25 protein-coding genes are annotated in these 25868 nt (G+C 41.4%); 2 read left to right on the top strand and 23 right to left on the bottom strand.

From position 1 onward, the window contains the following. Window positions 1-26 precede the first annotated feature (26 nt). Window positions 27-650, top strand: coding sequence for a transcriptional repressor LexA (lexA, locus tag ACFSMW_RS04215; protein WP_390353277.1), 624 nt, complete (start codon window positions 27-29; stop codon window positions 648-650). A gap of 127 nt (window positions 651-777) precedes the next feature. Continuing rightward, window positions 778-1083, top strand: a complete 306-nt coding sequence (locus tag ACFSMW_RS04210) for a hypothetical protein (RefSeq protein ID WP_390353275.1) — start codon at window positions 778-780, stop codon at window positions 1081-1083. 103 nt (window positions 1084-1186) lie between these two features. Here the strand turns inward: ACFSMW_RS04210 and ACFSMW_RS04205 are convergent, their stop codons facing one another. From ACFSMW_RS04205 to ymfI, 23 genes are all read right to left on the bottom strand, one after another. Further along, the gene (locus ACFSMW_RS04205) at window positions 1187-1795 is read right to left on the bottom strand and encodes a pyridoxamine 5'-phosphate oxidase family protein (RefSeq protein WP_390353273.1); all 609 of its coding nucleotides are present in this window, start codon (window positions 1793-1795) and stop codon (window positions 1187-1189) included. A gap of 238 nt (window positions 1796-2033) precedes the next feature. Beyond that, window positions 2034-3341: a type I glutamate--ammonia ligase gene (gene glnA / locus ACFSMW_RS04200; protein WP_390353923.1), complete on the bottom strand. Its 1308-nt coding sequence runs from the start codon at window positions 3339-3341 to the stop codon at window positions 2034-2036. A 71-nt stretch (window positions 3342-3412) separates the two neighbouring features. Continuing rightward, window positions 3413-4663, bottom strand: coding sequence for a methionine gamma-lyase family protein (locus ACFSMW_RS04195; protein ID WP_390353271.1), 1251 nt, complete (start codon window positions 4661-4663; stop codon window positions 3413-3415). A 7-nt stretch (window positions 4664-4670) separates the two neighbouring features. Next, window positions 4671-5906, bottom strand: a complete 1236-nt coding sequence (gene hflX / locus ACFSMW_RS04190) for a GTPase HflX (protein ID WP_390353269.1) — start codon at window positions 5904-5906, stop codon at window positions 4671-4673. Window positions 5907-5997: 91 nt separating this feature from the next. Further along, window positions 5998-6924: a stage V sporulation protein K gene (gene spoVK / locus ACFSMW_RS04185; protein ID WP_390353267.1), complete on the bottom strand. Its 927-nt coding sequence runs from the start codon at window positions 6922-6924 to the stop codon at window positions 5998-6000. 127 nt (window positions 6925-7051) lie between these two features. After that, window positions 7052-7276 (bottom strand): RNA chaperone Hfq, encoded by a 225-nt coding sequence (hfq, locus tag ACFSMW_RS04180; RefSeq protein ID WP_390353922.1) that lies wholly within the window; start codon window positions 7274-7276, stop codon window positions 7052-7054. Between the two features lie 43 nt (window positions 7277-7319). Continuing rightward, window positions 7320-8249: a tRNA (adenosine(37)-N6)-dimethylallyltransferase MiaA gene (gene miaA, locus ACFSMW_RS04175; protein ID WP_390353265.1), complete on the bottom strand. Its 930-nt coding sequence runs from the start codon at window positions 8247-8249 to the stop codon at window positions 7320-7322. A gap of 17 nt (window positions 8250-8266) precedes the next feature. Then, a complete protein-coding gene (locus ACFSMW_RS04170) occupies window positions 8267-8728 on the bottom strand; it encodes a Dps family protein (protein WP_390353263.1) in 462 nt (153 codons plus the stop codon). Between the two features lie 70 nt (window positions 8729-8798). Next, on the bottom strand, window positions 8799-10691 hold the full coding sequence (mutL, locus tag ACFSMW_RS04165) for a DNA mismatch repair endonuclease MutL (RefSeq protein ID WP_390353261.1): 1893 nt from the start codon (window positions 10689-10691) through the stop codon (window positions 8799-8801). A gap of 61 nt (window positions 10692-10752) precedes the next feature. Then, window positions 10753-13377, bottom strand: a complete 2625-nt coding sequence (mutS, locus tag ACFSMW_RS04160) for a DNA mismatch repair protein MutS (protein ID WP_390353259.1) — start codon at window positions 13375-13377, stop codon at window positions 10753-10755. Window positions 13378-13517: 140 nt separating this feature from the next. Further along, complete coding sequence (gene cotE, locus ACFSMW_RS04155) at window positions 13518-14087, bottom strand: outer spore coat protein CotE (protein ID WP_390353257.1); 570 nt, start codon at window positions 14085-14087, stop codon at window positions 13518-13520. 279 nt (window positions 14088-14366) lie between these two features. Next, entirely contained in the window at window positions 14367-14789 is a 423-nt protein-coding gene (locus ACFSMW_RS04150) for a YlbF/YmcA family competence regulator (RefSeq protein WP_390353256.1), read from the bottom strand. Window positions 14790-14791: 2 nt separating this feature from the next. Continuing rightward, window positions 14792-16351 carry a tRNA (N6-isopentenyl adenosine(37)-C2)-methylthiotransferase MiaB gene (gene miaB, locus ACFSMW_RS04145; RefSeq protein ID WP_390353255.1) on the bottom strand — a complete coding sequence of 520 codons (1560 nt, stop codon included), beginning with the start codon at window positions 16349-16351 and terminating at the stop codon, window positions 14792-14794. Between the two features lie 232 nt (window positions 16352-16583). Beyond that, window positions 16584-16844, bottom strand: coding sequence for a stage V sporulation protein S (locus ACFSMW_RS04140; RefSeq protein ID WP_390353254.1), 261 nt, complete (start codon window positions 16842-16844; stop codon window positions 16584-16586). A gap of 131 nt (window positions 16845-16975) precedes the next feature. Then, complete coding sequence (locus ACFSMW_RS04135; RefSeq protein WP_390353253.1) at window positions 16976-17773, bottom strand: TIGR00282 family metallophosphoesterase; 798 nt, start codon at window positions 17771-17773, stop codon at window positions 16976-16978. A 138-nt stretch (window positions 17774-17911) separates the two neighbouring features. Continuing rightward, a complete protein-coding gene (gene rny / locus ACFSMW_RS04130; RefSeq protein WP_390353251.1) occupies window positions 17912-19477 on the bottom strand; it encodes a ribonuclease Y in 1566 nt (521 codons plus the stop codon). A 292-nt stretch (window positions 19478-19769) separates the two neighbouring features. Beyond that, window positions 19770-20810 carry a recombinase RecA gene (gene recA / locus ACFSMW_RS04125; protein WP_390353250.1) on the bottom strand — a complete coding sequence of 347 codons (1041 nt, stop codon included), beginning with the start codon at window positions 20808-20810 and terminating at the stop codon, window positions 19770-19772. A gap of 174 nt (window positions 20811-20984) precedes the next feature. After that, window positions 20985-22232: a competence/damage-inducible protein A gene (locus ACFSMW_RS04120; RefSeq protein ID WP_390353249.1), complete on the bottom strand. Its 1248-nt coding sequence runs from the start codon at window positions 22230-22232 to the stop codon at window positions 20985-20987. Then, window positions 22229-22807: a CDP-diacylglycerol--glycerol-3-phosphate 3-phosphatidyltransferase gene (gene pgsA, locus ACFSMW_RS04115; protein ID WP_390353247.1), complete on the bottom strand. Its 579-nt coding sequence runs from the start codon at window positions 22805-22807 to the stop codon at window positions 22229-22231. Before pgsA ends, ACFSMW_RS04120 begins: the two co-directional genes overlap by 4 nt. 96 nt (window positions 22808-22903) lie before the next feature. After that, a complete protein-coding gene (locus ACFSMW_RS04110) occupies window positions 22904-23800 on the bottom strand; it encodes a helix-turn-helix domain-containing protein (RefSeq protein ID WP_390353245.1) in 897 nt (298 codons plus the stop codon). Between the two features lie 18 nt (window positions 23801-23818). Then, window positions 23819-24610, bottom strand: coding sequence for a DUF3388 domain-containing protein (locus ACFSMW_RS04105; protein WP_390353920.1), 792 nt, complete (start codon window positions 24608-24610; stop codon window positions 23819-23821). Between the two features lie 191 nt (window positions 24611-24801). After that, window positions 24802-25050 (bottom strand): DUF3243 domain-containing protein, encoded by a 249-nt coding sequence (locus tag ACFSMW_RS04100; protein WP_390353243.1) that lies wholly within the window; start codon window positions 25048-25050, stop codon window positions 24802-24804. Window positions 25051-25140: 90 nt separating this feature from the next. After that, complete coding sequence (gene ymfI, locus ACFSMW_RS04095) at window positions 25141-25857, bottom strand: elongation factor P 5-aminopentanone reductase (protein ID WP_390353241.1); 717 nt, start codon at window positions 25855-25857, stop codon at window positions 25141-25143. Window positions 25858-25868: the final 11 nt, after the last annotated feature.

Raw genomic sequence — 25868 nt, 5'->3', positions numbered from 1 at the left:
AAAATCTATGTGTGAGGTGTGTTTTTATGACAAAAATGTCAAAGCGCCAACAAGCCATTCTTGACTATATCAAATCTGAAGTAAGTAAAAAGGGCTATCCGCCTTCGGTACGGGAAATTGCTATGGCAGTCGGACTCGCTTCCAGTTCGACAGTGCATGGTCATTTAGCTAGATTGGAAAATAAAGGTTATATACGAAGAGATCCGACAAAACCCAGAGCAATTGAAATTCTTGATCCATCCGGACAAGGCAGCATTCCAAAAGATGACGCCTTCTATGCTCCTTTAATCGGTAAAGTTACAGCGGGGATACCAATTACTGCTGTTGAAAACATAGAGGAGTTCCTGCCGATTCCAAAATCAGTAGCAAGTCCTGATGAAAACACATTCGTCTTGGTCATCGATGGTGAAAGCATGATTGAGGCAGGAATCCTTGATGGCGATAAAGTAATCGTCAAACAACAGAATACTGCTCAAAACGGTGAAATTGTTGTAGCGATGACAGAGGATAACGAAGCAACAGTAAAGAGATTTTATAAGGAAAAGAACTATATCCGATTACAACCGGAAAACGCCACGATGGAACCGCTCATTTATGATAATGTTTCTATTCTTGGTAAAGTAATTGGTCTCTATCGTTCCATTCATTGATAATAAATGCTTGCCGCTCAATGGCAAGCATTTGTATTATATGTTGCATGATTTTTGCATACTCTCATAAAAAAGTTATTTTGGGAAAACCTACATGATAACAAAAACCTGTGGAAAGGTGATACTCATGGAAGAATTCCCGGTCATACATACAACCATACTGGATGGAGTCATAGCAGTTCCTGCAATAATACTCTTAACCCAGTTATTCAAAGCTTTTCCAATACCCAAGCCTTATTATCCCACCATAGCGTCTTTCTTTGGTTTTTTTATTTCTATTTTCATCAGCCATCGTCATGATATATGGGCCGGCTTGTTTATGGGCGGATTTTATGGAGCTGCGGCTGTTGGCACATACGCTTCATTGAAAACCAGTTGGATTGCTTATAAAAAGAAAAAAGCCGTTAAAAAACGGCAGCTCGGTAAAGCCTGAAAAACGTAAATCACCACATCGTATATGCAACAAAGCATCCTTTACCCAATCGAAAAAACTGCAGAGATACATCGTATCCTGCAATTTTTTTAACTTTCGTTTATTATCTTTCATGATCATGCTTCTTTTCATGCTTGGTTTTGAAATAGTCACCACCTTTTCTTCTGACCTCGTCAGTTCCCCAGTAGTTATCCTTATCTAGCTTCCTCAGTTTAGGAATGTGCTTTGAACAATGAATATACGCCTCTTCTATCTCAATCACAACCCATCTTTCTGCTTTAGCCGCTTCTTTTTCCTTCATTTTTTTCATCACCTGATCCATTGCCGGCAACTGTTTGTTCTCTACAATGGCGGCTTTTCCGTTCACATGAAGCCCAATACAGTGTTCAAAAAAGTCTATGAACATAAGGCCGACATGCGGATTTTCTTCTATATTTCCTAAACTCGCCATCACACCATTTCCTTTATACTCTGGATAAATCAGCAATTTCTCATGTATCACCTTTACAAAACCTTTAGGGCCAGCCCTGAAGGAAGAATCACAGTTTCCATCTTTATCCGCAGTCGATATAAACATCATACTTTGTTCAGAAATGAAATCTATCATTACTCCATTGAGGTGATGCAGCATCTGGTTATTATAAAAGGCCGCCGCTTTTTTTACCGTTCCATACTTTTCTTGCAAAAGATGTTCTCCACGCAATTCTGCCATTTCTTAAATCCTTCCATTTTTTTATTAATGCTAGTTTACCACAACATGTTTTGGGGGGGGGGGAACAAACAAGAAATTGGCAACAGGCAAATAAACAGATAAAAAAATACTGCCCAACTTGACGCTTATATGGACAGTATCCTAAAATGATTATTTTTGTGGGTATTTTGTGGGTGGCCATCTATTCTCACTCAATTATTTGGCCGCATCCACAATCTAAAACCCAGTCATACCGAGCTTAATACAGGCTCAAGTACTGCTCGCGTTCCCAAGGGTGAACAGTTGTTCGGAACATGTCCCACTCAATTTCTTTTGCCTCGATAAAATGTTCATACAAATGAGCTCCCATAGCCTCTATCATTGTTTCATCTTTAGTCAATTTTGTTAAAGCTTCCTTCAATGTTGCCGGCAGATTGACAATTCCGTTTTCCTTTCTTTCTTCCGCTGTCATATCATAAATATTCCCATTGACAGGGGTTGGTGGGGCCATTTTATTTTCCACTCCGTCAAGGCCTGCTGCCAAAAGCACAGCCATAGCCATATATGGGTTGGCAGTGGGATCCACACTTCTTAATTCCACTCTTGTGCTTAGACCTCTCGAAAAAGGAATACGCAGTAATGGACTTCGGTTTTGTGCAGACCAGGCAACATAACACGGTGCTTCATAACCGGGCACAAGACGTTTATAAGAATTTACTGTAGGATTCGTAACAGCTGTGAAATTGTTCGCATGTTTAAGCAACCCGGCGATGAATTGATATGCTGTTGTACTTAATTCCATATCTCCTGATTCGTCAAAAAATACATTTTTTCCCTTGTTGAACAAAGACATATTGACGTGCATACCAGATCCGAAAACCCCGAATAGAGGCTTTGGCATGAATGTGGCATGCAAATTATGTTTTCTTGCAATTGTTTTAACGACTAATTTGAACGTTTGAATATCATCGCAATGGCGAACCGCGTCTGAATACTTGAAATCTATCTCATGTTGTCCAGGTGCCCCTTCGTGATGGGAAGCTTCAATTTCAAAACCCATTTCCTCCAGTTCCAAAACGATATCCCTTCGGCAATTTTCCCCCAAATCTGTCGGGGCCAAGTCGAAATAGCCGCCGTGGTCATTCAGCTCCAGGGAAGGTTCACCATACTCATCCAGCTTGAACAGAAAGAACTCCGGCTCTGTGCCAATATTGAAATCAGTGAACCCTAACTTTTCCATCCGCTTGAGATTACGTTTGAGATTGTAACGCGGGCAACCTTCAAAAGGTGTACCGTCAGGATTGTATATATCACAGATGAACCTGGCTACTTTGCCTTTTTCAGATGTCCAGGGAAACACGACGAAAGAATCGATATCAGGATGCAGGTACATATCCGATTCTTCAATCCTTACAAAACCTTCAATAGATGATCCGTCAAACATCATTTTATTATCCAATGCTTTATCGAGCTGGCTTAATGGAATTTCCACATTTTTGATTGTGCCGAGCATGTCGGTGAACTGCAATCGTATAAACCTTACATTGTCTTCTTTTATCATTCTCATAATATCTTCTCTTGTATATCGTGATCCCACTTGCAAACTCCTCCTAAAAAGTCATTCTTTCATTACATTCCCTAATTTTGTTTTATGAACCCTTTTTCTATCATTTCTTTTGCTGCTTCCGTCATAGCTATTTTGACATGTTCATACGTCAGCCCCCCTTGTACAAATACAGTGTACGGTTCCCTGACTGGGCCATCGGCAGACAGCTCGATGCTGGATCCCTGAATGAATGTCCCTGCCGCCATGATAACATCATCCTCATAACCCGGCATTGCAGAGGGATAAGGTACTACATATGCATTGACAGGGGAATTGGCTTGGATAGACTGACAAAAATGAATCATCTGCTCGGCAGTATCAAAATTGACCGATTGTATCAAATCCGTGCGTTTTTCCCGGTATTGAGGCGACGGTGCAAATCCAAGGAGTTCCAAAAATCTGGATGTGAAAACAGCGCCCTTAAGTGCCTGTGATACAATATGCGGTGCAAGAAACAAACCTTGATACATTTCTTGAAGCATATTGAAAGTAGCGCCCATTTCCTTACCTAATCCTGGAGCAGTAAGTCTGTTAGCACACTGGTAAATCAAATCTTCTTTTCCGGCAATATATCCGCCGGCACGAACCAGACCCCCGCCCGGATTTTTGATTAAAGAACCGGCGATGATATCAGCTCCAATATGCAGCGGTTCCTTCTCCTCGACAAACTCGCCGTAACAATTATCAACGAAGACGATAAGTTCAGGTTTGACACCTTTAACAAAATCGATCATCTCAGCAATCTGTTCTATTGTATAGGACGGCCGGCTGTCGTAACCTCTGGATCGTTGTATACCAATCACTTTCGTGTTCGCACTTATAGCAGCTCGTACAGCTTCATAATCGATCAGACCATTGTGCTTCAATGCAACTTCTTTAAAGTGAACGCCAAAATCTTTGAGAGAACCACTGTACAACGCGCCATCATGTTTACCGACAACACCTTCCAGTGTGTCGTAAGGCTTGCCTGTTATATAGATTAGTTCATCACCCGGTCTTAGCAAGCCAAAGAGAGCGGTCGATATGGCATGCGTTCCAGAGACGATTTGCGGCCTGACCAAAGCGTCCTGACCGCCGAATATTTCTGCGTAAATCTTTTCAAGTGTGTCCCGCCCCATATCATCATAGCCATATCCTGTAGTCGAATTAAAATGGCTATCGCTCACACGGTGATGTTTGAATGCCTCCAGTACTCTTTTTTGGTTGATTTCACTGATTCGATCAATTTCCTGATGCATTGGTCGAGTGTCTTTCTGTGATTGTTTTACAATTTCTTCAATCATCGGATGTTTATTTCTCCTTTATGATACTTTGTAATATATTATCGTCTTTTATGTACCCTGTAATCAAGTATTTTTCCTGTTCTTCGTCAAAAAAACGAGCTACAATGATACTTTCTTTCTGTAAAAGAAAGAGTTTCTGACTTTGTGCAGCAGGCAAGGCAATCTCATATTTTCCCCAGAAAGATTTCAGCACTTCCTCCATTTTTTGTTTCAATTGGTCAATATCCCTTTCGGAAAGAGCGCTCATGCTGATATAAGGATGCTGTACAGCAATCATATCATCAGTGAATAAATCTTTTTTATTATAAACCGTCAGGGTTGGAATCGTTTCAGCACCAAGCTGACGCAGCAAATCATTTACCACTTGCTGATGATGCAGCTGATCAGGATGTGACCCATCGACAACATGGAGAATAAGATCAGCTTCATTCACTTCTTCCAAAGTAGAACGGAATGCAGCTATTAAGGAAGTTGGCAAATCTTGAATGAAACCGACGGTATCTGTTGCCAATGTCGTAAATCCGGAAGGAAGTACGACCTTCCTTGTCATTGGATCCAGTGTGGCAAATAGTTTATTTTCTTCTAATGAAAGACTTTTGGACATCCTGTTGAATAGGGTGGATTTGCCAGCGTTCGTGTAGCCGACGATCGCTACTTGAAAAATATCACTGTTCTTGCGGCGGGTACGATACTGCTCCCGTTGTTTAACAGCTGATTTCAACCGGTGCTTTATATCTGTGATGCGTTTTCTGATATGACGTTGATCTGTCTCTAACTTGGTTTCACCCGGACCCCTTGTCCCTATTCCCGCACCTAGTCTTGACAACTGGGATCCTTGTCCATGCAATCTTGGCAGTAAATAAGCCAATTGTGCCAGTTCTACTTGAAGTTTTCCTTCTTTGGTTCTGGCACGCTTGGCAAATATATCAAGAATAAGCTGACTCCTGTCGATCAGCCGGGTGCCTAAAAGATTGCTTAAATTCCTGGACTGACCCGCTGACAATTCATCATTAGAAATGACTACGTCAATCTCGAGCTCCTCAACCATTCTTTTGATTTCACGCGCTTTACCTTCACCGAAGTATAATGCTGGATGGATGTGCTGTCTGTTTTGTGTAACCACTGTTTTGACATCTCCGCCAGCTGTTTGTACAAGTGATTTTAATTCTTCCAAAGAAGATTGAAAGCGCGTTTGTTCTTGATCAGGTTTTTTTATTGCTATGATAAGTACTTGCTCAAGCAAATTGATTACCTCGTTTCGACTAATGACTCATTCATGTGCAAACCATACAATTTATCATAGCAAATAATGAAGATAACCTCAAAAAATGCTGCTAATCTTCATGCAGTTTCAAGTCTTCAGCTGCTAAATACATCAGTTCATTTGTCGAGAAATCCTGCTTTTCCATCAATCTGACTGCATGATTGCGAATAGCATGCTCCATCACATTTCGGATGAATCTCGCGTTTGCAAAGTTTGCTGTCCTTCTGCTTACCTGATGCTGGAGATAAGAACGCAGCGACCATTGTGCTTCTTTTGTCAGCTGGTAATCACGTTCACTTGTCATTTGCCGGGCAATCTGCATCAACTGATTCACTGAATAATTGGGAAAGTCAAGAATGAATGGGAATCTCGACTCTAGACCAGGGTTCAAGGTTAAAAATCGTTCCATTTCGTATGGGTAGCCAGCTAATATAAGTACAAAATCATTATGTTCATCTTCCATATGCTTTACAAGTGTATCTATCGCCTCTTTGCCGAAATCTTTCTCTCCACCGCGTGCAAGTGAATAGGCTTCATCTATAAATAGAATTCCGCCCAACGATTTTTGAATGATGTTTCTCGTTTTCTGCGCTGTCTGCCCGATATATTCACCGACCAAATCAGCTCTTTCTGCTTCAATGAAATGGCCTTTTGATAAGAGCTTCAAATCGTAGTATACCTTGGCAAGTTCCCTGGCTACAGTTGTTTTCCCCGTTCCCGGGTTGCCTTTGAAGAGCATATGCAGTACTTGTTTCTTACTGGAAAGCCCCGATTGGCTTCTTTTTTCATTAATGACAATTGTTGCATAGACTTCTTTAACCTTTTGTTTCAATTGTTCTAAGCCGACAAATGATTGGAATGCATCATCTATATGTTTAAACGGGTTTTTGGTTGCAGTACGATTTTGCTTTTTTTCAGCCGATCCGGGAAATTTTTGCTGATTAGACAGAACGATATTAATTTGGCTGTTTTTTTGATGAAACCTTTGCGTTTCCACCTCATCACCCCTTATCACGATAGTATACGTCTCTTTATTGCAGTTGTGACAAATGCCTATCTGGTACAAGAGGTTGGGTTAAAAACATATAAAAAACGGCCGCATAGTCCGGCCGTTTATCATATATTCATTCATTTTCGAGTTTAACGTTTTTTACGGGTGCGAATGTAGAAATAGCATGTTTGAAAATAAGCTGCTGCTTTCCATCTGTTTCCAGCAGCACAGTAAAATTATCAAAAGCCTTTACAATACCCCTTAATTGGAAACCGTTGGTTAAGAAGACAGTTACCGAAATATGCTCTTTTCTTAATTGATTTAAATATTGATCCTGAATATTGACATTTTGCGCCATCATCCATCCTCCTCTTTTCTGTCTATATGTAATACTTCTATTTTTATTGCAAAATTCCTGCTAAATCAGCAAAAATTAAATCAAAACTTTTGTTTATCGCTGTGGGATCGACTGTGTACCAGGGAATATCCATTTTATTTTTAAACCAAGTGTATTGTCTTTTTGCATATCTCCTGGAGTTTCGCTTCAATAGTTCTATCGCAGTCTGTAAATTTATTTCCCCTTGGAAATAAGGTATAAACTCTTTATAACCAATAGCCTGCATAGACTGGCAATCAGCTAGTCCTTGATCATACAGGCCCTTGACTTCCTCCAATAGCCCATCCTCTAGCATATGATCAACACGTTGATTGATTCTGTCGTACAATGTTTGGCGGTCCATTTCCAGCCCTATCCAAATGATATCATATAGCGCTTCCCTTTTCTGCTCTTCCTGGTATTCGCTCATTGTCATCCCGGTTGTTTCATAGACTTCTAATGCACGAATAACACGGCGGTGATTGTTAGGATGGATTTTTTCTGCCTGGTCCGGATCTATTTCCTGCAGTTTTCGGTATAAAGGTTCAATGCCATTTTCTTTAACTTGTTTTTCAATTTTTTTAGACCATTCTTCATTTCTTTTTATATTGCTGAAATGATAATCAAACAATGCAGCCTGAATATAAAGTCCGCTCCCGCCAGCAATTACAGGCAATTTGTCTTTTAGTACAATTCTTTCAATGTTCTCTCTCACATGAGACTGGAAGTCTGCGACTGAGAAAGTTTCTTCCGGCTTTTTGATGTCGATCATATAGTGCGGTATTCCTTGCTGTTCTTCCTTAGTCACCTTCGCGGTTCCTATATCCATTCCCTGGTAGACTTGCATGGAGTCGCCGCTGATTATTTCCCCATTGAATCGCGTGGCCACAGCTATGCTCAAACTTGTTTTCCCAACTGCTGTCGGCCCGACAATAGCAATTACTTTTTGTTTCATCTGCATTCCCCTAATAATTATGAACTGCTTCTATTTTCTCTTTCCCAAGCCTGGAGCATCCAAATATATTTCTCATAAGTTGCAACCAACGTCATCATTAAATCTTCTGTAGGCTTATCGTTGCATTCTTGTACCAGTTTATATCCATTTTGTTTGATTTCTTCCATTATCTGTTCAAAATCTGTTCGCAGCTGTCTCATGATCTCAAATTCTTCATCATCTGCATTTGCCTCCGTTAAGGTTGCTTCTTTCACATATTTTGTCATTGTTGCCAATGGCTTTCCATAGATCATCAAAATCCTTTCGGCCAGTTTGTCCAAATGGGCTGCAGTTTCTTCATACATTTTCTGAAATAAATCATGCAATGTAAAAAAATGCCTGCCTTTAACAAACCAATGATACCGATGAAGTTTGACATACATCACGAACTGATTAGCGAGCTGCTGATTCAAAAAGTTGATTAATGGTTGGTTTTTCAATTAAAGCACTCCACTTCCATCTGATTAAAACTAATAACAGCTTTGCCAAATGGTAGTGAAATATACTACATCACATCACTCTTTTAAACATTTTTTCTAGTTCGTAAGTTGTAAAATGAACAATGATAGGCCGTCCATGCGGGCAAGTGAAAGGATCGGTCGAATTTCGCAATGCATCGAGTAATTGCCTCATATCTTCCAGATTCAAATGGTGATTCGCTTTAATAGAACCTTTGCAAGACATAAGCTTTGCTGCATCATCACGGATAGCTTCAACATTAATTCTTTCATCTTGCATGATTTGTTCGATCATCTCCCGAATGACTTCTTCTTCATAACCTTCAGGGAACCAGTTAGGGTAAGAGCGGATAACATAAGTTTGATTCCCGAAAGGCTCGAAGAATAAACCGACTTTTTTTAATTCTTCCTGATAATGCTCAATAAAAATCGCTTCTTGTTTTGAAAAATCAAAAGTCATCGGTAACAGTAATTCTTGTGCAATATTAACTGGATGCGAGAGCTTGTCCCTGAAAAATTCATACTTGACTCTTTCTTGCGCAGCGTGCTGATCGATCATATAAAAGCCAGTTTCGTTTTGCGCCAGGATATAAGTGCCATGAAGCTGTCCAATGGGATACATAACGGGAACTCGCTCAGACGGATTGTTTTCCTTTTCCACTTTGTGTTCCTGCAGCAGATCTGCCGGGTACGCAGCTGCCGACTTTTCTTCATGAAGCACATTTATTTCATATGGCGTCCGATCAGAATCGGCTTCACTTGAAAAAGAGGGAGAGTATACCGATTGTGCAGTATTTTGTTCTGAGCCTTCCCGGCCATAGGTAGTAGTTTGTCCACCTGGGTTAGAATCAAAACCATTGTGCGGACGCTCATTTTTTGTTTCGTGTTCTTGCGTAAAGTCAAACACATGTTGGACAGATTGCTTCGGTTTCTGAGGCTTTTGTGTGATCTCCGGTATCAATGATTGTTGCCGAAGAGCTTGTCTGATTGTCTGTTCCAGTAAGCCTACAAGTTCTTTTTCTTTGCTAAAACGTACTTCCAGCTTTGCCGGATGGACATTAAAATCAACCAGAATCGGGTCCATATCTATTTCGATGACCGCAAGCGGATACCTTCCAATTGGCAGTAGCGTGTGAAAAGCTCTGATGATAGCTTGGGATAAAGGTATATTTTTAATATAACGTCCGTTGATAATGATAGAAATATAGTTGCGTGACGCCCGAGTCACCTCTGGTTTAGCAATGTAGCCCCTTATCGAAAAATCAAGTGTATCCTCTGCAATAGCAATGGATTTGCGTGCGACGCCCATTCCATACACTTGAGAAATGACTTGCAACAAATCATTATTCCCCGCTGTTCGGAACAGTCCCCTGTCATTGTGTGTCACTTCCAGCCTTATTTCGGGATGAGCCAACGCGACCCGGTTGAGCAGATCGGTAATATGCCCTAATTCCGTATGGATCGTCTTCATGTACTTCAGCCTTGCTGGTGTGTTATAAAATAGGTCATTTACTGTAAAAACAGTTCCCCTTCTCGCATCGCTTTTACTTTTTGCAATTACCTTGCCACCTTCTAAAGCAAGTGATACACCTGCCCGATCACCTTGTGACGTCTGTATGTTCACCCTGCTCACGGAAGCGATGCTCGCAAGTGCTTCGCCGCGAAAACCCAATGTTTTAACATGAAGTAAATCTGATTCATTTATAATTTTACTGGTAGCGTGGCGTAAAAAAGCAATTTCACAATCTTCCTCCGACATGCCGTCTCCGTCATCAGTCACTTTAATTTGTTGCAGGCCCGCTTCCTTTATGTCAATTTTTACCCACGTACTGTTGGCGTCAATACTATTTTCAATCAGTTCTTTTACAACGGAGGCTGGTCTTTCTACTACCTCCCCCGCTGCGATTTTATTTGCCAACGTATCCGGCATTAGTTTGATTGGCATTCCTCATCACTCCATTAAAAAGATCAGTCATCACGCATGAACGGACTGTAATATTCCCGGCTCATTTTTTTACAGATCTCTGTAACTGATACAATGCATTCATTGCATCCATCGGAGTCATATCGAAAAGATCCATATTTTTCAGTTTGGTTATCACATGACTGAAATGCTTATCTTTTTTCGATGCAGCAGCTGCTTGTTTGTCATCCGGGAAAAAAGTGAGCTGAGCAGTTTCTTCCTCCCCTGCCGATGAGTATGTTTCTTCATTTGTTCCTTCTTTCACAGCTGTATGCTCCTCCATTGCAAATGCAGCTTGCTGGCTGCCTGACTGTTCAAAGTCCTGCAGTAATACAGATGCCCGCTCAATCAGAACTTCTGGAAGGTCGGCCAGCTGGGCCACTTGAATTCCATAGCTTTTATCAGCTGCTCCTTCTTTTATTTGATGCAAAAATACAACATTGCCTTCGTATTCCTCGGCTCGGACATGGATATTTTTAAGGTGAGGCAATGTCTTTTCCAAAGTTGTCAATTCATGGTAATGGGTCGAAAATAATGTTTTTGCATGGACATGATTGTGGATATATTCAATAATGGCCTGTGCCAGGGCCATTCCGTCATAAGTGCTTGTGCCGCGTCCTATTTCGTCAAGCAGAATCAAACTGCGCTCCGTTGCACATTTTAGGGCATGGTTGGCTTCCAGCATTTCAACCATGAACGTGCTCTGGCCTGATACAAGATCATCCGCAGCCCCAATCCGCGTAAAAATTTGATCGAATATGATCAGTTCCGCTTCTTCAGCCGGGACATAACATCCAATCTGACCCATGATGATCGTGAGCGCAAGTTGTCGCATATAAGTACTTTTTCCTGACATATTCGGACCCGTGATGAGCAAAATATTCGTTTGGTTGTCTAGTTGTACATCATTGGGTACAAAATTCCCGTCTTTCATTACCTTCTCTACCACAGGATGACGGCCGCCTTTGATACGAAGCTGATGATTCGTGAATCGCGGGCGTTTATAATTATTTTCTTCGCTTACAGTTGCAAAGCCCTGTAAAACATCCACCTCACTAATTACTTCTGCCAGCTCTTGAAGTTGTGGTATATAAGCTTTGATTTCATCACGGATGGCAACAAAGAGATCATATTCCAGGTCAACACTTTTTTCCTCAGCTTCAAGAATCAGTTGTTCCTTTTCCTTCAATTCAGGAGTAATGTACCTTTCAGCGTTGGCCAGTGTCTGTTTTCTTTCATATCGGCCTTCTGGCAAATACTGCAAATTGGACTTCGTCACTTCGATATAATAGCCAAAAACCTTATTATAGCCGATTTTCAGGGACTTGATACCCGTCTCCTGTTTCTCTTTATGTTCCAGTTCGGCAATCCATTTTTTCCCATTATTACTCGCATACCGATACTTATCAAGCAGTTCATGATAGCCATCTTTGATGATGCCGCCATCCTTGATAGAAATGGGCGGATCTTCTATAATACTAGATTTTAAAAGCTCCAGCAAATTATCAGGGGTCTTCAGCTCGCCGGCAAGCTCACTAATTAATGGCTGTCCGAATTGCTGCAATGTTTCTTTGATCATGGGCATTCTTTCAAGAGAATGCTTTAATTGGATCAAGTCCCTGGCGTTGACATTGCCAAATGATACGCGGCCAGCCAGCCGTTCAAGATCATATACTGTTTTCAATGTTTCACGAAGGGTTTCCCTTTGCATGAAATTCTCATGAAATCCAGACACGATGTTAAGTCTGTTTTCAATTTGCTGTTGTTTTAGCAATGGTCTTTCCAGCCACTTTTTCAACATCCTCGAGCCCATTGCGGTCACTGTTTTATCAAGCACCCACAGAAGCGTACCATGTTTTTTCTTTCGCAAAAGTGATTCTGTCAGTTCTAAATTTCGCTTGGAATACATATCAAGAGATAAGTAATCATTCAATTGAATCACATCAGGCTGCTGCAAATGATCCAGTGAACGTTTCTGCGTGTGCAAAACATAATTCAACAACCGGCTGAATGCAGTAAGCAGCCGGTGATCGTGCAAATTCTCGCATAGATCTCGATACTCAGCATTGAAACTTGCTTCATCCTGATAAGAAAGCGCGATCTGCAGTCTGCTCTGCAGTTCGGTCTGTTGCTTTTGCGGCAATTCAGATGATACGACTATTTCTTTGATCGGCTGGTTGTACAGTTCATGGATTACCGCATCCCATCCTTCCTGAACCAACGCCAAGCTGCTTTCGCCGGTTGAAAGATCATGATAAACGACAACATAGGAACCATCTTCAAAAAAGGACAAGCTGGCAATATAATTATTATTACCATCCTGCAGCATATTGCTGTCCATGATCGTCCCAGGTGTGATCAGCTGAATGACTTCACGTTTGACTACACCTTTGGCTGTTCGCGGATCCTCCATTTGTTCGCAAATCGCTACTTTATACCCTTTGTCGATTAACGTCTTTATGTAATTGGCAGCAGAGTGATAGGGCACACCACACATCGGAATTTCCTGACTGCGTTTTGTCAATGTTATCTCCAGTTCTCTTGCTGCATTGATGGCATCATCAAAAAACATTTCATAAAAGTCCCCAAGGCGGAAAAACAAAAACGCATCTTTATATTCTGCTTTGATTTTCATATATTGTTCCATCATTGGTGTATTCTTCGCCATGCCTTATCCTCCAACATACATTATGATTATCTTGTAATTATAACATAAAGACAGTATGTGTATGAATGAGATTGTTTACCTGTATCCTTAACTTCTAAATAAGAAAAACCCTGCGGGGTGCACTTTTCCCCGCAAGGTGGTCAATCCTTTGATGTGGCTTCATGGAAATGCGGGTCAACAGTTTCCAATTCGTCATCCGTCACTGCATAATCCCACATGTCATCATCGTCTTCTTCATTATGTCCTTTTGGATTGACACGTACGTAAATTTTCGTCTCACCAATCACTTGAATTAGAAATTCCCTTTCAATATCTACATTGATTTTATGGCCTTTTCCGGCAATGGTGCACTCCAGGCAATTCGGCTGCTGTATCACTTTGCAGATGACATCATATTCATCGCTAATGCAATGATCATCTTTAATGGATAATGGGACGATATCACAGTATGTGACGCGTTCTGTCACCACTTCTGTTTTTGTATTGTCATTGTAGGAATACCAGATATTGATGTCAAAGCTGCCGTTTACCTCCACAGCATCATCTGATTTCTTTTTAGCATTGTATAGATGGTTGATCACCCAGCACCCCAATATGCTGGAAGGTCTATGTGATGGTGTGACGGAATGAGTTTCTTGAGTGAACTTCTTTCCCTTGCCGCAAACCGCCTTTGTAATGATTTCCCTGTAGTCTTTTTCTAAAAAGCTCATAGCAATTATTAACCTCCTCTTCTTTCATGGTCATTTTATGCAAGACAAATACCTAAAGTGCATAGCAATTCCATGAAAGGCAGAGACTGGGCTTCATTTCGATTTTATGCTGGGCAGCCCAACGTCTGCTAAGGCAATTAAAACAGGACGGTTCCCGTATAAAGGAATCCGTCCTGTATTTTGTAATGAAAAGACATACAACATCTTACCCTTGCGATGTCCTCTGACAACTTCACTTTCTATCATCAGATGTGAAGTTTTTTAGAGCACTATTCATTCCTAACAGCCGGAATGGTTTTTCACTTTAGAACCAGTCTCACCAGCAAGTACATCCCCATCAGTAGAACGAATCACTTCATTTGTTACTTCTCTAGCGATTGTCCCTGTAATCAACTGTAAGACGTCATTTACAAGCATTTGTGAATCCTTGAATTCTTCCACTACAGGGATGGCATCCAATTCCGCCTGGAGCCGATCCAGCTCTTTTTCCACTTTTTCCAGCGCCTCGGTTTTACCGTAAGCCTGAAAGTTTACCGCTTGCTTTTGCAAAGCTTTGATCCGCTTGATAAGATCCTGTACTTTCTTATTTTCATTAAGTTTTGCTTCCACCTGTTTAAAACGATCGATTTCATCAATGTTTGCCAGCATATCAGCGAGCTTTTTTGCTTCATCTAATATATCTGTACGACTATATTTCGCCATTTTCATTTCACCTCTACCGTATTTTCAATCATTTCCCCATCCAAAGACCAGGTTTTCGCCTTGACGATTTTCACCTCGACGATTTTTCCAATCGCAGACTTGGGACCTCTGAAATTAACCAGTTTATTTTTTTCAGTGTATCCGGCCAGAACATCCGGATCTTTTTTACTTTCGCCTTCGACTAGCACTTTAACAACTTTGCCATCATATTCTTGCATTGCCTCTGCAGACTGCTTATTGACTAGTTCATTCAAACGATATAGCCGTTTTTTCTTGATCTCTTCTGAAATATCATCTTTTTTTCTTGCCGCAGGTGTGCCTTCACGTGGTGAATAAATGAATGTGTAGGCCGCTTCAAAACCGACTTCCTCCATCAGTGTCATTGTTTCTTCAAATTCTTCATCTGTCTCGTTCGGGAAGCCAACGATGATATCAGTGGTCAACGTTGCGTTCGGTATTGCTTTTTTAATTTTTGCTACCAAATCCAGATACTGCTCCCGTGTATATTTTCGGTTCATCCGTTTCAACACAGAACTGCTTCCTGATTGGACTGGCAAATGAATATGGTCAAGCAGGTTGCCTCCTTTTGCCAGTACTTCAATTAGGTGATCATCAAAGTCTCTTGGGTGCGAAGTGGTGAAACGAACCCGTGGGATATCGATTTTATACATATCATCCATCAGGTCGCCAAATGTGTAATCCATATCTTCAAAATCTTTTCCATAAGCATTCACGTTTTGGCCGAGCAGTGTCACTTCTTGGTACCCTTGGGCAGCTAAATGTCTTACCTCCTGGATGATATCTTCGGGTCGGCGGCTGCGTTCTTTGCCACGCGTCATTGGCACGATACAATAAGTGCAAAATTTATCGCAGCCATACATGATATTGACCCACGCTTTTATTTTTCCTTTACGGACCTTTGGCAAGTTTTCAATAATATCGCCTTCTTTTGACCATACCTCAACAACTTGTTCCTTGCCGAACATAGCCTCTTTAAGCAGATGTGGAAGGCGGTGTATATTATGTGTACCGAACACCAAATCTACAAATTGATGTTTTTTCAAAATACGGTTGACGACAGATTCTTCCTGGGACATGCATCCGCAGACTCCAAGAATCAAATCCGGCTTTTCCAGTTTCAAAGGTTTTAAATGACCTAGTTCACCGAATACTTTATTCTCGGCATTTTCCCGGATTGCACAGGTATTGAGCAATATGACATCTGCTTCTTCCGTTTCTGTCGTAGCCTCATACCCCATTTCAGTCAGTATACCTGCCATAACTTCTGTGTCATGCTCATTCATTTGACAGCCATATGTACGAATCAAAAATTTCTTGCCGTTACCGATATGCTGCATATCTTCGTCCAGTTCATAATCATAGTGAACCTTCACCTTTTCACGGCCGCGTTTTCTTGCTTTATTTATATTTGGCACTTCATAAGTATGCTCAAAGTATTTCGCAAAATCAGCTGTCGTCTTTTGAGACAACGGCTTTTCCGGGTTATCTATAGGATCTATCGGGTTGATTTGAGCCTGTTGGTTACGTTGCTGTTCGTTCATGACTAGACTCCCTTCAATATATAAGTACAGCTAATATACATTCGGCTTAGATGAATGCCAAGTTTTCCAAACCGAAACTTACATGCTTATTCATTACTACAGTATAATGCCTTTCCATCAAATTAACAATCATTTTAATAATGGTCAAGGCGCTTGAATCATTTGGGCATAATAATTGGAACCCTCCCGAATGAACAGGGGGGTTCCAGTTAAGTAACGGATGATTCCAATATTATCGTGGTTCTACAATCAGCTTTATCGCTGTTCTTTCTTCATTGTCAATCATGATGTCGGTAAAGGCGGGAACACAGATGAGATCCACACCGCTTGGGGCTACAAATCCTCTCGCGATTGCGACTGCCTTGACGGCTTGGTTTAATGCACCTGCGCCGATTGCCTGGATTTCTGCCGAGCCGCGTTCTCTTAATACGTTCGCAAGTGCGCCTGCTACTGAGTTTGGACTTGATTTAGCTGACACTTTTAATATATCCATTGCTGGTACCTCCTCTTTTAACTGTTATAACTCTATTGTTACTATATTCTCAGAGTCGGTACCTTATTCCCAAATAGATAATTCAAGATACGAACAATACTTCATCATGCTCAACCTTTACAAATCAAATATTACCGAAAAAAAGGATGATCTGGATTAATCAATATTCTTTCCACTGCTGCCGCTTTTCCCGTTTTGTCATCTATTGTCATTAAAACGGCACTCAATTGCGTTCTTCCTTTTTTGTCAACCTCATGGCGAACAGGAAGACCGGTTACGAATTTTTTGAGGATTGTTTCCTTTTCTACGCCCAGTATCGCGTCGTATGGACCTGTCATGCCGACATCCGTAATATAAGCAGTTCCTTGAGGCAGTATACGTTCATCTGACGTTTGCACATGTGTATGGGTACCCACTATGGCACTGACTCTCCCATCTACAAAATAACCCATTGCCTGCTTTTCGCTGGTCACTTCTGCATGAAAATCAACAAAAATAATATTTGTACGTTTTTGGGCCTGGTCAATCAATTTATCGATCTTTGCAAACGGATCATCAATAGCCGGCAAGAAGGTGCGCCCCTGTATATTAATGACAGCTATCTCCATCCCGTTCAGTTTCAAAAAAACCATACCTTCGCCCGGATTATTTTCCGGGAAATTTGCTGGCCTGATCATATATTTTGCATCATCGATAAATTCAAAGATTTCTTTTTTGGCCCAAGTATGATTTCCCATCGTTATTACCTGAGCACCCCACTGCAAGAACTGCTTATAAATTTTTTCGGTGATTCCTTTTCCAGCCGCAGCATTTTCTCCGTTGATTATCGTGACATGCGGCTTGTACTTCTCTTTTAAGGCAGGCAAATATTGCTCCACCATGTCACGGCCCGGCGAGCCGACTACATCGCCAATAAAAAGTATTTTCATTTCTTTTCACCCTAACCATATTTTTATTAAAGTTTTTCACATCAGTGTCCCAATGTAAAGTTTTTTTATACCTGATCCAGCCCGTTGACTCTTCTGGACCAAAAAAATAAAGTGGAACTTGTCCACTTTATTTTTATATCACTTAGCATATTCCACTGATCTTGTTTCTCGAATTACAGTAACCTTGATATGTCCTGGATAGTCGAGCTCACTTTCAATGCGTTTGCGGATGTCACGCGCAATGCGGGCTGATTCCAAATCATCAATTTCATCCGGTTTGACAATAATTCGAATTTCTCTTCCTGCCTGTATCGCGTATGATTTCTCTACCCCAAGGAAGGATTCAGAGATTTCCTCAAGTTTTTCCAATCTCTTGATATAGTTTTCCAATGTCTCACTTCTGGCTCCGGGGCGGGCTGCGGATAGAGCGTCAGCGGCAGCCACTAGAACAGAGATGATCGAGGTTGGTTCTTCATCCCCATGGTGTGAAGCGATAGCATTGATCACAACTTCATTTTCTTTGTATTTCATTGCTAGTTCTTTACCGATTTCTACATGGCTTCCTTCGACCTCATGATCGATCGCCTTGCCAATATCATGAAGCAGTCCTGCTCTTCTGGCCAGTGTTTCATCTTCGCCAAGTTCAGCAGCCAACAGGCCTGATAGTATGGCAACTTCAGTTGAGTGCTTCAAAACATTTTGACCATAGCTTGTACGATATTTCAACCGTCCAAGTATTTTTATCAAATCTGGATGAAGCCCATGTACCCCAACTTCAAATGTTGTTTCTTCCCCGAATTCCCGAATATGTTCATCGACTTCACGTCTTGCTTTATCCACCATTTCTTCGATGCGTGCTGGATGGATTCTGCCATCTTGAACAAGCTTTTCCAAAGCGATACGGGCAATTTCTCTCCGTATCGGATCAAAACCCGACAGTATGACTGCTTCTGGGGTATCGTCAATAATTAAATCAATACCTGTCAATGTCTCGAGAGTTCGTATATTCCTGCCTTCTCTTCCGATTATACGACCCTTCATTTCATCATTTGGCAGATTTACAACGGATACGGTTGTTTCAGCAACATGGTCTGCAGCACAGCGCTGTAAAGCTAAGGAAAGTATTGATTTTGCTTTTTTATCCGCTTCCTCTTTCGCTTTGTTTTCAGTTTCTTTTATCATTAACGCTGATTCATGGTTTAATTCTTTTTCAAGCCTGTCCAAAATTATCTGTCTCGCCTGGTCAGTAGTATATCCGGAAATACGCTCAAGCTCAGTTTGCTGCTCAGTCAGCATGGCTTCCACTTTGCTTTCCATTTCTTCAATTTGTTGTTGTTTGTCTGCCAGAGACTGTTCCTTCTTCTCCAACATCAGTTCCCGCTTATCAAGCGTTTCACTTCTTCTGTCCAGATTTTCTTCTTTTTGCATCAGGCGATTTTCTTGCTTTTGTAATTCGGTCCGTCTTTCACGCAGCTCATTTTCAGCTTGCTGACGGATTTTATGGTTTTCGTCTTTCGCCTCAAGAAGCGCCTCTTTCTTGGCTGCATCTGCATTTCGATTTCCTTCTTCAACTATCTGTTTGGCCAGGTTTTCCGCACTAGAAATTTTGGCCTCAGCAATTGATTTGCGAATCAGATAACCAACAACAATACCGACGATTAGGATGACGGCAAGCAAAATGGAGATGATAAAGGGATTGTCCACGACTTTTCACCTCCTATTGCTATAAAATTTTTACATTCATTATGTCGGCATGTACCATATTCAATGAATAAAAATCAAACTGTATAATGATAATGTAATATTATACATTATTAATTTTAATTGCCTGTGCTTCCATTGTCAAGAAAACGTCATAATTATTTGGGAATATATTCAATAGCGTCTTTAAGCAAAAAAACCTTCACTGCTGGTTTGCAGTGAAGGTTTTTTACGGATACTCTCCGAGTCATACAGAGGAGACAACTGCATACTAATTGCTCCATTGGATGATCAATTATACATCCAGTGTTTCCTGCTCCATGTTGTCGGTCTTTTCCTCTTCAGCATCGGCATCGAGGTTATAATTATCCCGGATGGCCTGATAAATCACATCACGGATATTTTCGTTTTCCTGCAAGAATTTCTTGGCGTTTTCACGCCCTTGTCCGAGTCTCTCACCCTCATAGGAATACCACGCACCGCTCTTTTGGACGATATCCAATTCAGAACCTATGTCCAGGATTTCCCCTTCGCGGGAAATACCTTCACCATACATGATATCGACCTCAGCCTGTTTGAAAGGCGGAGCCACTTTATTCTTAACAACCTTTATTTTCGCCCTGTTCCCAACCATATCATTGCCTTGCTTCAAAGTCTCAGCCCGGCGGACTTCCAACCTTACGGATGAATAAAATTTCAAAGCGCGACCGCCAGGAGTCGTTTCAGGGTTTCCGAACATCACGCCGACCTTTTCACGGATTTGGTTGATGAAAATAGCAGTGGTTTTCGATTTGTTGATAGCACCGGATAATTTCCGCAATGCTTGCGACATCAAACGGGCCTGTAAGCCAACATGTGCATCGCCCATCTCTCCTTCAATCTCCGCTTTTGGAACGAGGGCAGCAACAGAATCGACAACGATAATATCTACAGCCCCGCTGCGCACCAAAGCCTCAGCTATTTCCAGTGCCTGTTCACCAGTGTCAGGCTGCGAGAGCAGCAATTCATCTATATTAACGCCCAAAGCTCTTGCATAAGTCGGATCAAGTGCATGTTCAGCATCTATAAAAGCTGCCTGTCCGCCTTGTTCCTGCGCCTCAGCAATGGCATGCAGAGCAACAGTTGTTTTACCTGACGATTCAGGACCATATATTTCAATAACACGGCCTCTCGGATAACCGCCAATCCCTAAAGCAATATCCAAAGCAAGCGAACCACTTGAAACTGCAGCGATTTTCTTATCTGCTTGTTCGCCAAGTTTCATAATGGATCCCTTGCCGAATTGTTTTTCAATTTGTCTCAACGCACTATCCAGGGCTTGTTTTCTATCACTCAACGAGACTACCTCCTTTAATCAACTAACTCTATCATACAATGTTTTTCCCCTTTTGCCAAGAAAAAAACGAATAAATGTTCTTGTGTTTTTAATGACATTGCTATTTAAAAAAACAAAACTGCGTTCATAAAACAGATGAATGCATCTTAATTTTAAAAATTTAACACAGCTAAATCAATCATTTAAGTATTTCAGCAAAAGCTGCAAGGCTTTTATAACAGATTGTTTACGGATTTCAGAGCGATTTCCAGAAAACTGGCACGCTTCCACTTCGATGGTATTTTCTGCAGTTGAGATACCGATAAACACTTTCCCGGCAGGCTTACCTTCCAGGTTTTCAGGACCAGCCACTCCAGTGAAGCTGACACCGATGTCAGCATGCATCAGCCGTTTCGCATTTTCAGCCATTTCAGTAGCACATTCTTTGCTTACAGTGCCATATTGTCGTATTGTCATATCACTGACTTCCAGCACTTCTTTTTTTACGATTGGATCATAGCAGACGACCGAACCGCGGAAAACGGACGATACACCGGAAACACTCGTTAAGGCTTTACCGAATGATCCGCCTGTCAAGCTTTCTGCTGCTGCAATGTGATAATTTTTTCGCTGAAGTAATAAGACAACGCGTTCTTGCAAAGTCGTTTCGTCATCACCGTAATAATATGATCCAACCCGCTTTAAAATCCGCTGTTTAGCTTGTTCCAGCAACTCATCAGCTTTTTCTGCTGTTTTTTCCTTCGCGGTCAGCCGGATTACGACACCACTATCTTGAGCTAAGGGCGCGATTGTCGGATTTTCTTGAGCTTGAATTAAATCGATCAATTCATGCTCCAATCTGGATTCTCCAATTCCGTTAAACCGGAGCACTAAAGAACGGATGATTTCTTTATCCCCAAACTTATTTCGCAAATAAGGGATGACACTTCCAGAAAACATTGCTTTCATTTCTTTCGGGACACCGGGCATAAAAACCCAGATATTATCCCTGTATTCTACAATCATGCCAGGAGCCATGCCCACATCGTTCAGAAGGACCATTGCTCCTTTAAATACCCTTGCCTGTCTGCGATTATTCGGTGTCATGATACCGCCTTGCCGTTCAAAGTGATTTATGATTTTATCCATTGAGGGCGCGTACTCCATCATCTCCAGTCCACTGATCATTTGGAACGCCTCTCTTGTCAAATCATCTTCAGTCGGTCCAAGACCCCCGGTAATAATAACTATTTCGGAACGGTTCGCAGCCTGTTTGAATGTTTCCTGGACCCGCAGCAAATTATCCCCCACTACTTCATGGAAATGGACATCAATACCGTTATCCGCAAGCTGCTTCGAGATCCATTGGGCATTTGTATTGGAAATTTGCCCTAACAGCAGTTCCGTGCCTACAGCTATGATTTCTGCCTTGACATCGCTCATTTTGAATCCCTCATTACATGCCAGTTTTTCACAAAATAATCAACACCAGATAATGCAGTGAAAAACAGTGCAATATACAGCATGATCAATCCAAATGGAAAACCGATATAAGAAAAAGGGAAATTGTGCAACAGCAAAACGGAAATCGCTATCAGTTGCGTCATGGTCTTCAGTTTTCCAAGCTTGCTCGCCGCAAGTACGAGACCTTCTCCTGCCGCGACCAATCGCAGGCCAGTGACAGCGAATTCCCTGCTTAAAATAACAATGACCACCCAGGCTGGAGCTGCCCCCATCTGTACAAGCAGCACCAATGCCGCTGCAACCAATAACTTATCAGCTAAAGGATCCATGAATTTCCCAAGATTTGTCACTAGTTTGTACTTACGCGCGTAATAGCCATCTATCCAGTCCGTCATGGACGCAATAATGAACAATAGACCCGCAACAAAATCAACAACGGGTAAATCTCTGGTGCCAATATTCCAACTGCCCCATTGAAAATCAACCGTCATCAAAATGATGAAGACGGGGATCAAAAATATGCGCGATAACGTAATTTTATTAGGTATGTTCATTCCTGTTCCTGCCTCCTGCAAGTAATGTGTAAGCGATGGTGAACTATCAAAACCCTTCCTGTTTCTGGATGTTGGAAGGGCTTTGAATAATACTGCCTATTCTTTAACGTGTACCCTGATTTTTTGCACGACATGTTGTTGCGGATCTACGGGATAATCAAGTTTAACACCATTTATTGTAATTGTTAGTGCGGCAGCATTGCCGATGCTGAAATAAATTTCATCGTCACCGCTCATATCCAATTTAACGGGAGACTTATCACTCGTCAACGAATCATAATACTTGTTCTCACCTTGTCCATTACTGACTTGCAGCCATGTATTATCGTCTGATTCCAGCTTCACTTCCAATTTGTCTCCAGCATTCTCCAAATCGAATGTAGACTCAGGGCGTGATCCGCTGCCTTCCTCAGTCACCTTGAGCGCTGGCTTTTTTTCATTCTCTTTTTTCTCGTCAGCATCTTTTTTGGCAGCATCTGATGAATCTTCATCGCCATTTTCATCTTTTGTTTCCGCATCGTTTGGATCATCATCATCCGGCCCATTTATGATGATTTCATTATCATCTTTCGGCGTTTCTGCCCCACTGTCATTTTTAGAAATATTTTGTTTATAAAAGTACCAACCGGCAAACAGGATGCCAATGATGAGCACTACTACAATGATCATTGGTATTAAAGAAAAAATCGCATTGCTTTTTTGCGGATTGCTTTCCTTGCGGCTTTGAATTCTTGTATATTGCTGTTCTTGATTTTCTTCAGGTTCTGGAACGTCTTCCTGATACATTTCTATTAATTCCGCCGGGTCAAGTCCAACAGCGAGAGCGTACTCTTTGATAAATGCCTTTGCATAAAATGTCCCTGGCAATATCTTGAAATTTTCTTCTTCAATGGCTGTCAAATATCTTTTTTGAATTTTTGTTGATTCCTGCAGTTCATCCAGAGAAATATTTTTCTCTTCCCTTGCTTCCTTTAACGTAGCACCAAGTCCCATAAAATAACACCGCCCAATTCAAAAATCAAACATGGAGAAACCATTATTTTGCGAAAAACCGGAATCTCCCGCTGCTTGATACGTAATTTCCTCGTTTTCGTGGTTTCTCAACTCAATGATATAATCAAAATCCTCTAAATTATACTCAGTCGCTTGAACGAAAATATCCGGGTGTTCCACAACTTTTGTGGCCGGAAGCTGCATGACTTCCCTGATTAGCTGCCAATGTTTTTCCCCGGAACGCTGTTTCGAAACAACGCCATCAATAATATAGATATTATCTGGCCCGTATTCGCCTGCAATTAATTGGCTTCGGACAGTCTGTTTCAGCAATGTGCTGGAAACGAACAACCAGCGTTTATTGGCGCAAACACTGGCCGCCACAACAGACTCAGTCTTGCCAACTCTAGGCATTCCTCTAAGGCCGATCAATTTATGGCCTTCTTTTTTATACAGTTCTGCCATGAAATCAACTAATAGACCCAAGTCATTTCGAACGAATCGGATGATCTTCGGATCCTCAGTTTCCCTGCGTATATACCTTCCGTGCCGTACAGCCAGTTTATCCCGCAATTTGGGCTTTCTCAGTTTGATCAGTTCAATCGTATCCATTGTCTGCAAAATAGACTTCAAACGTGTGATTTGCTCATCATATTCAGTTAAAATCAACAAACCTCTTCTTGCATTTTCCACACCATTGATCATCACGATGTTAATCGAAAGCATGCCAAGCAAAGAAGAAATATCTCCTAATAAACCAGGACGGTTGATTAAAATTTCATATTCAAGATACCATTCCGTTTTTTTCACCATGTACACCTTCTCATCATGCATGCTTATACCATGTTAACGAATAGGTTATGAAAAAGCAATTCTACACTTATAACAATATAATAAACGATTTTTATTCCAGTTAAAAGGAAATTGCCGGTAAAATTTCATATTTCTTCTATTGCATATAATAAAAGAAGCTGCAATAAATTACAGCTTCTTCAGCATCGCTATTGTTTTTGCACCAGTTTGACCATCGCGCTGGCGATGGATTGCTGCTCTTGCTCTGAAGCAGCGTTCCATAAATCTTTCAAAACAGCCTGCTCATCGTTTTTAGCATTGACACGCTGGGAAAGAAAATCCCCAATTTCGTGTGCCACATTCGTAATTGTCTCATGCGACATTCCTTGTGCCTGTGCCTGATCCAATCTGTTTGCCAAAAAATCTTTCCAGCTATCGAAATCATTCATGATTGACATCGCATTTCCTCCTTCATCTTATTCACAAATTAGTATTTGGATTTATTCCCTGTTTATACGAAAGTATCGTGAACAACTGAAGAAGATTCTTCACCATCCCCCATTGATACGAATGACCGTTCCCTGAATATATGCAGATTTTCCGCTTAGAAGAAAGTCTGTTAAATTTGCAATTTCTGTAGGATCGCCCGCCCTGTTAAGTGGTATTTCAGAAATAACTGCCTGCTTCTCCTCTTTATCCAGATGATTGTTCATTTTTGTATGGATAAAGCCGGGGCTAATGGCATTGACAGAAACATTGCTCGGTCCCAGTTCTTTCGCCAGTGCTTTTACAAAACTATTCTGTGCTCCCTTGACAGCTGAATAGATAACCTCACCACTAGCTCCGATATCTCCCCAGATAGATGAGATAAAAATGATGGATCCCGATTTGTTTTTAATCATCGGTGCAAGCAGCCCCTGGGTAATCAACCAGGGGGCTTTAACATGGACCGCAAGCATCTCGTCCATTTGTTCTTCTGACGTTTCCTGGAAAAGACCGTAAGATGCCTGGCCGCTAGCAAAGACAATATGATCCACAGGAAAAACAATCTGTTTTAGCATATTTTCCACAGCGTTTTGCCTGCGCAAATCAGCCTGCACCACGAGTAAAATATTCGTCGGATCAACGTGTTGTTGTATTTCTTTTATTTTTTCGATTGTATTGTTGTAATGTAAAATCAAATTATAACCTGAGTCAGCAAGCGTTTCCGCGATACTGCTGCCGATATCTCCGCTCGCGCCGACTATCAGTACATTTTCCCCCATGTTATCCCTTC

Origin of the sequence: Tigheibacillus halophilus (genome assembly GCF_042683165.1) — a bacterium.
Lineage (GTDB): Bacteria > Bacillota > Bacilli > Bacillales > Amphibacillaceae > Tigheibacillus > Tigheibacillus halophilus.
The sequence above is the reverse complement of the archived record's forward strand: the minus strand, read 5'-3'. Positions and strand labels throughout refer to the sequence as shown.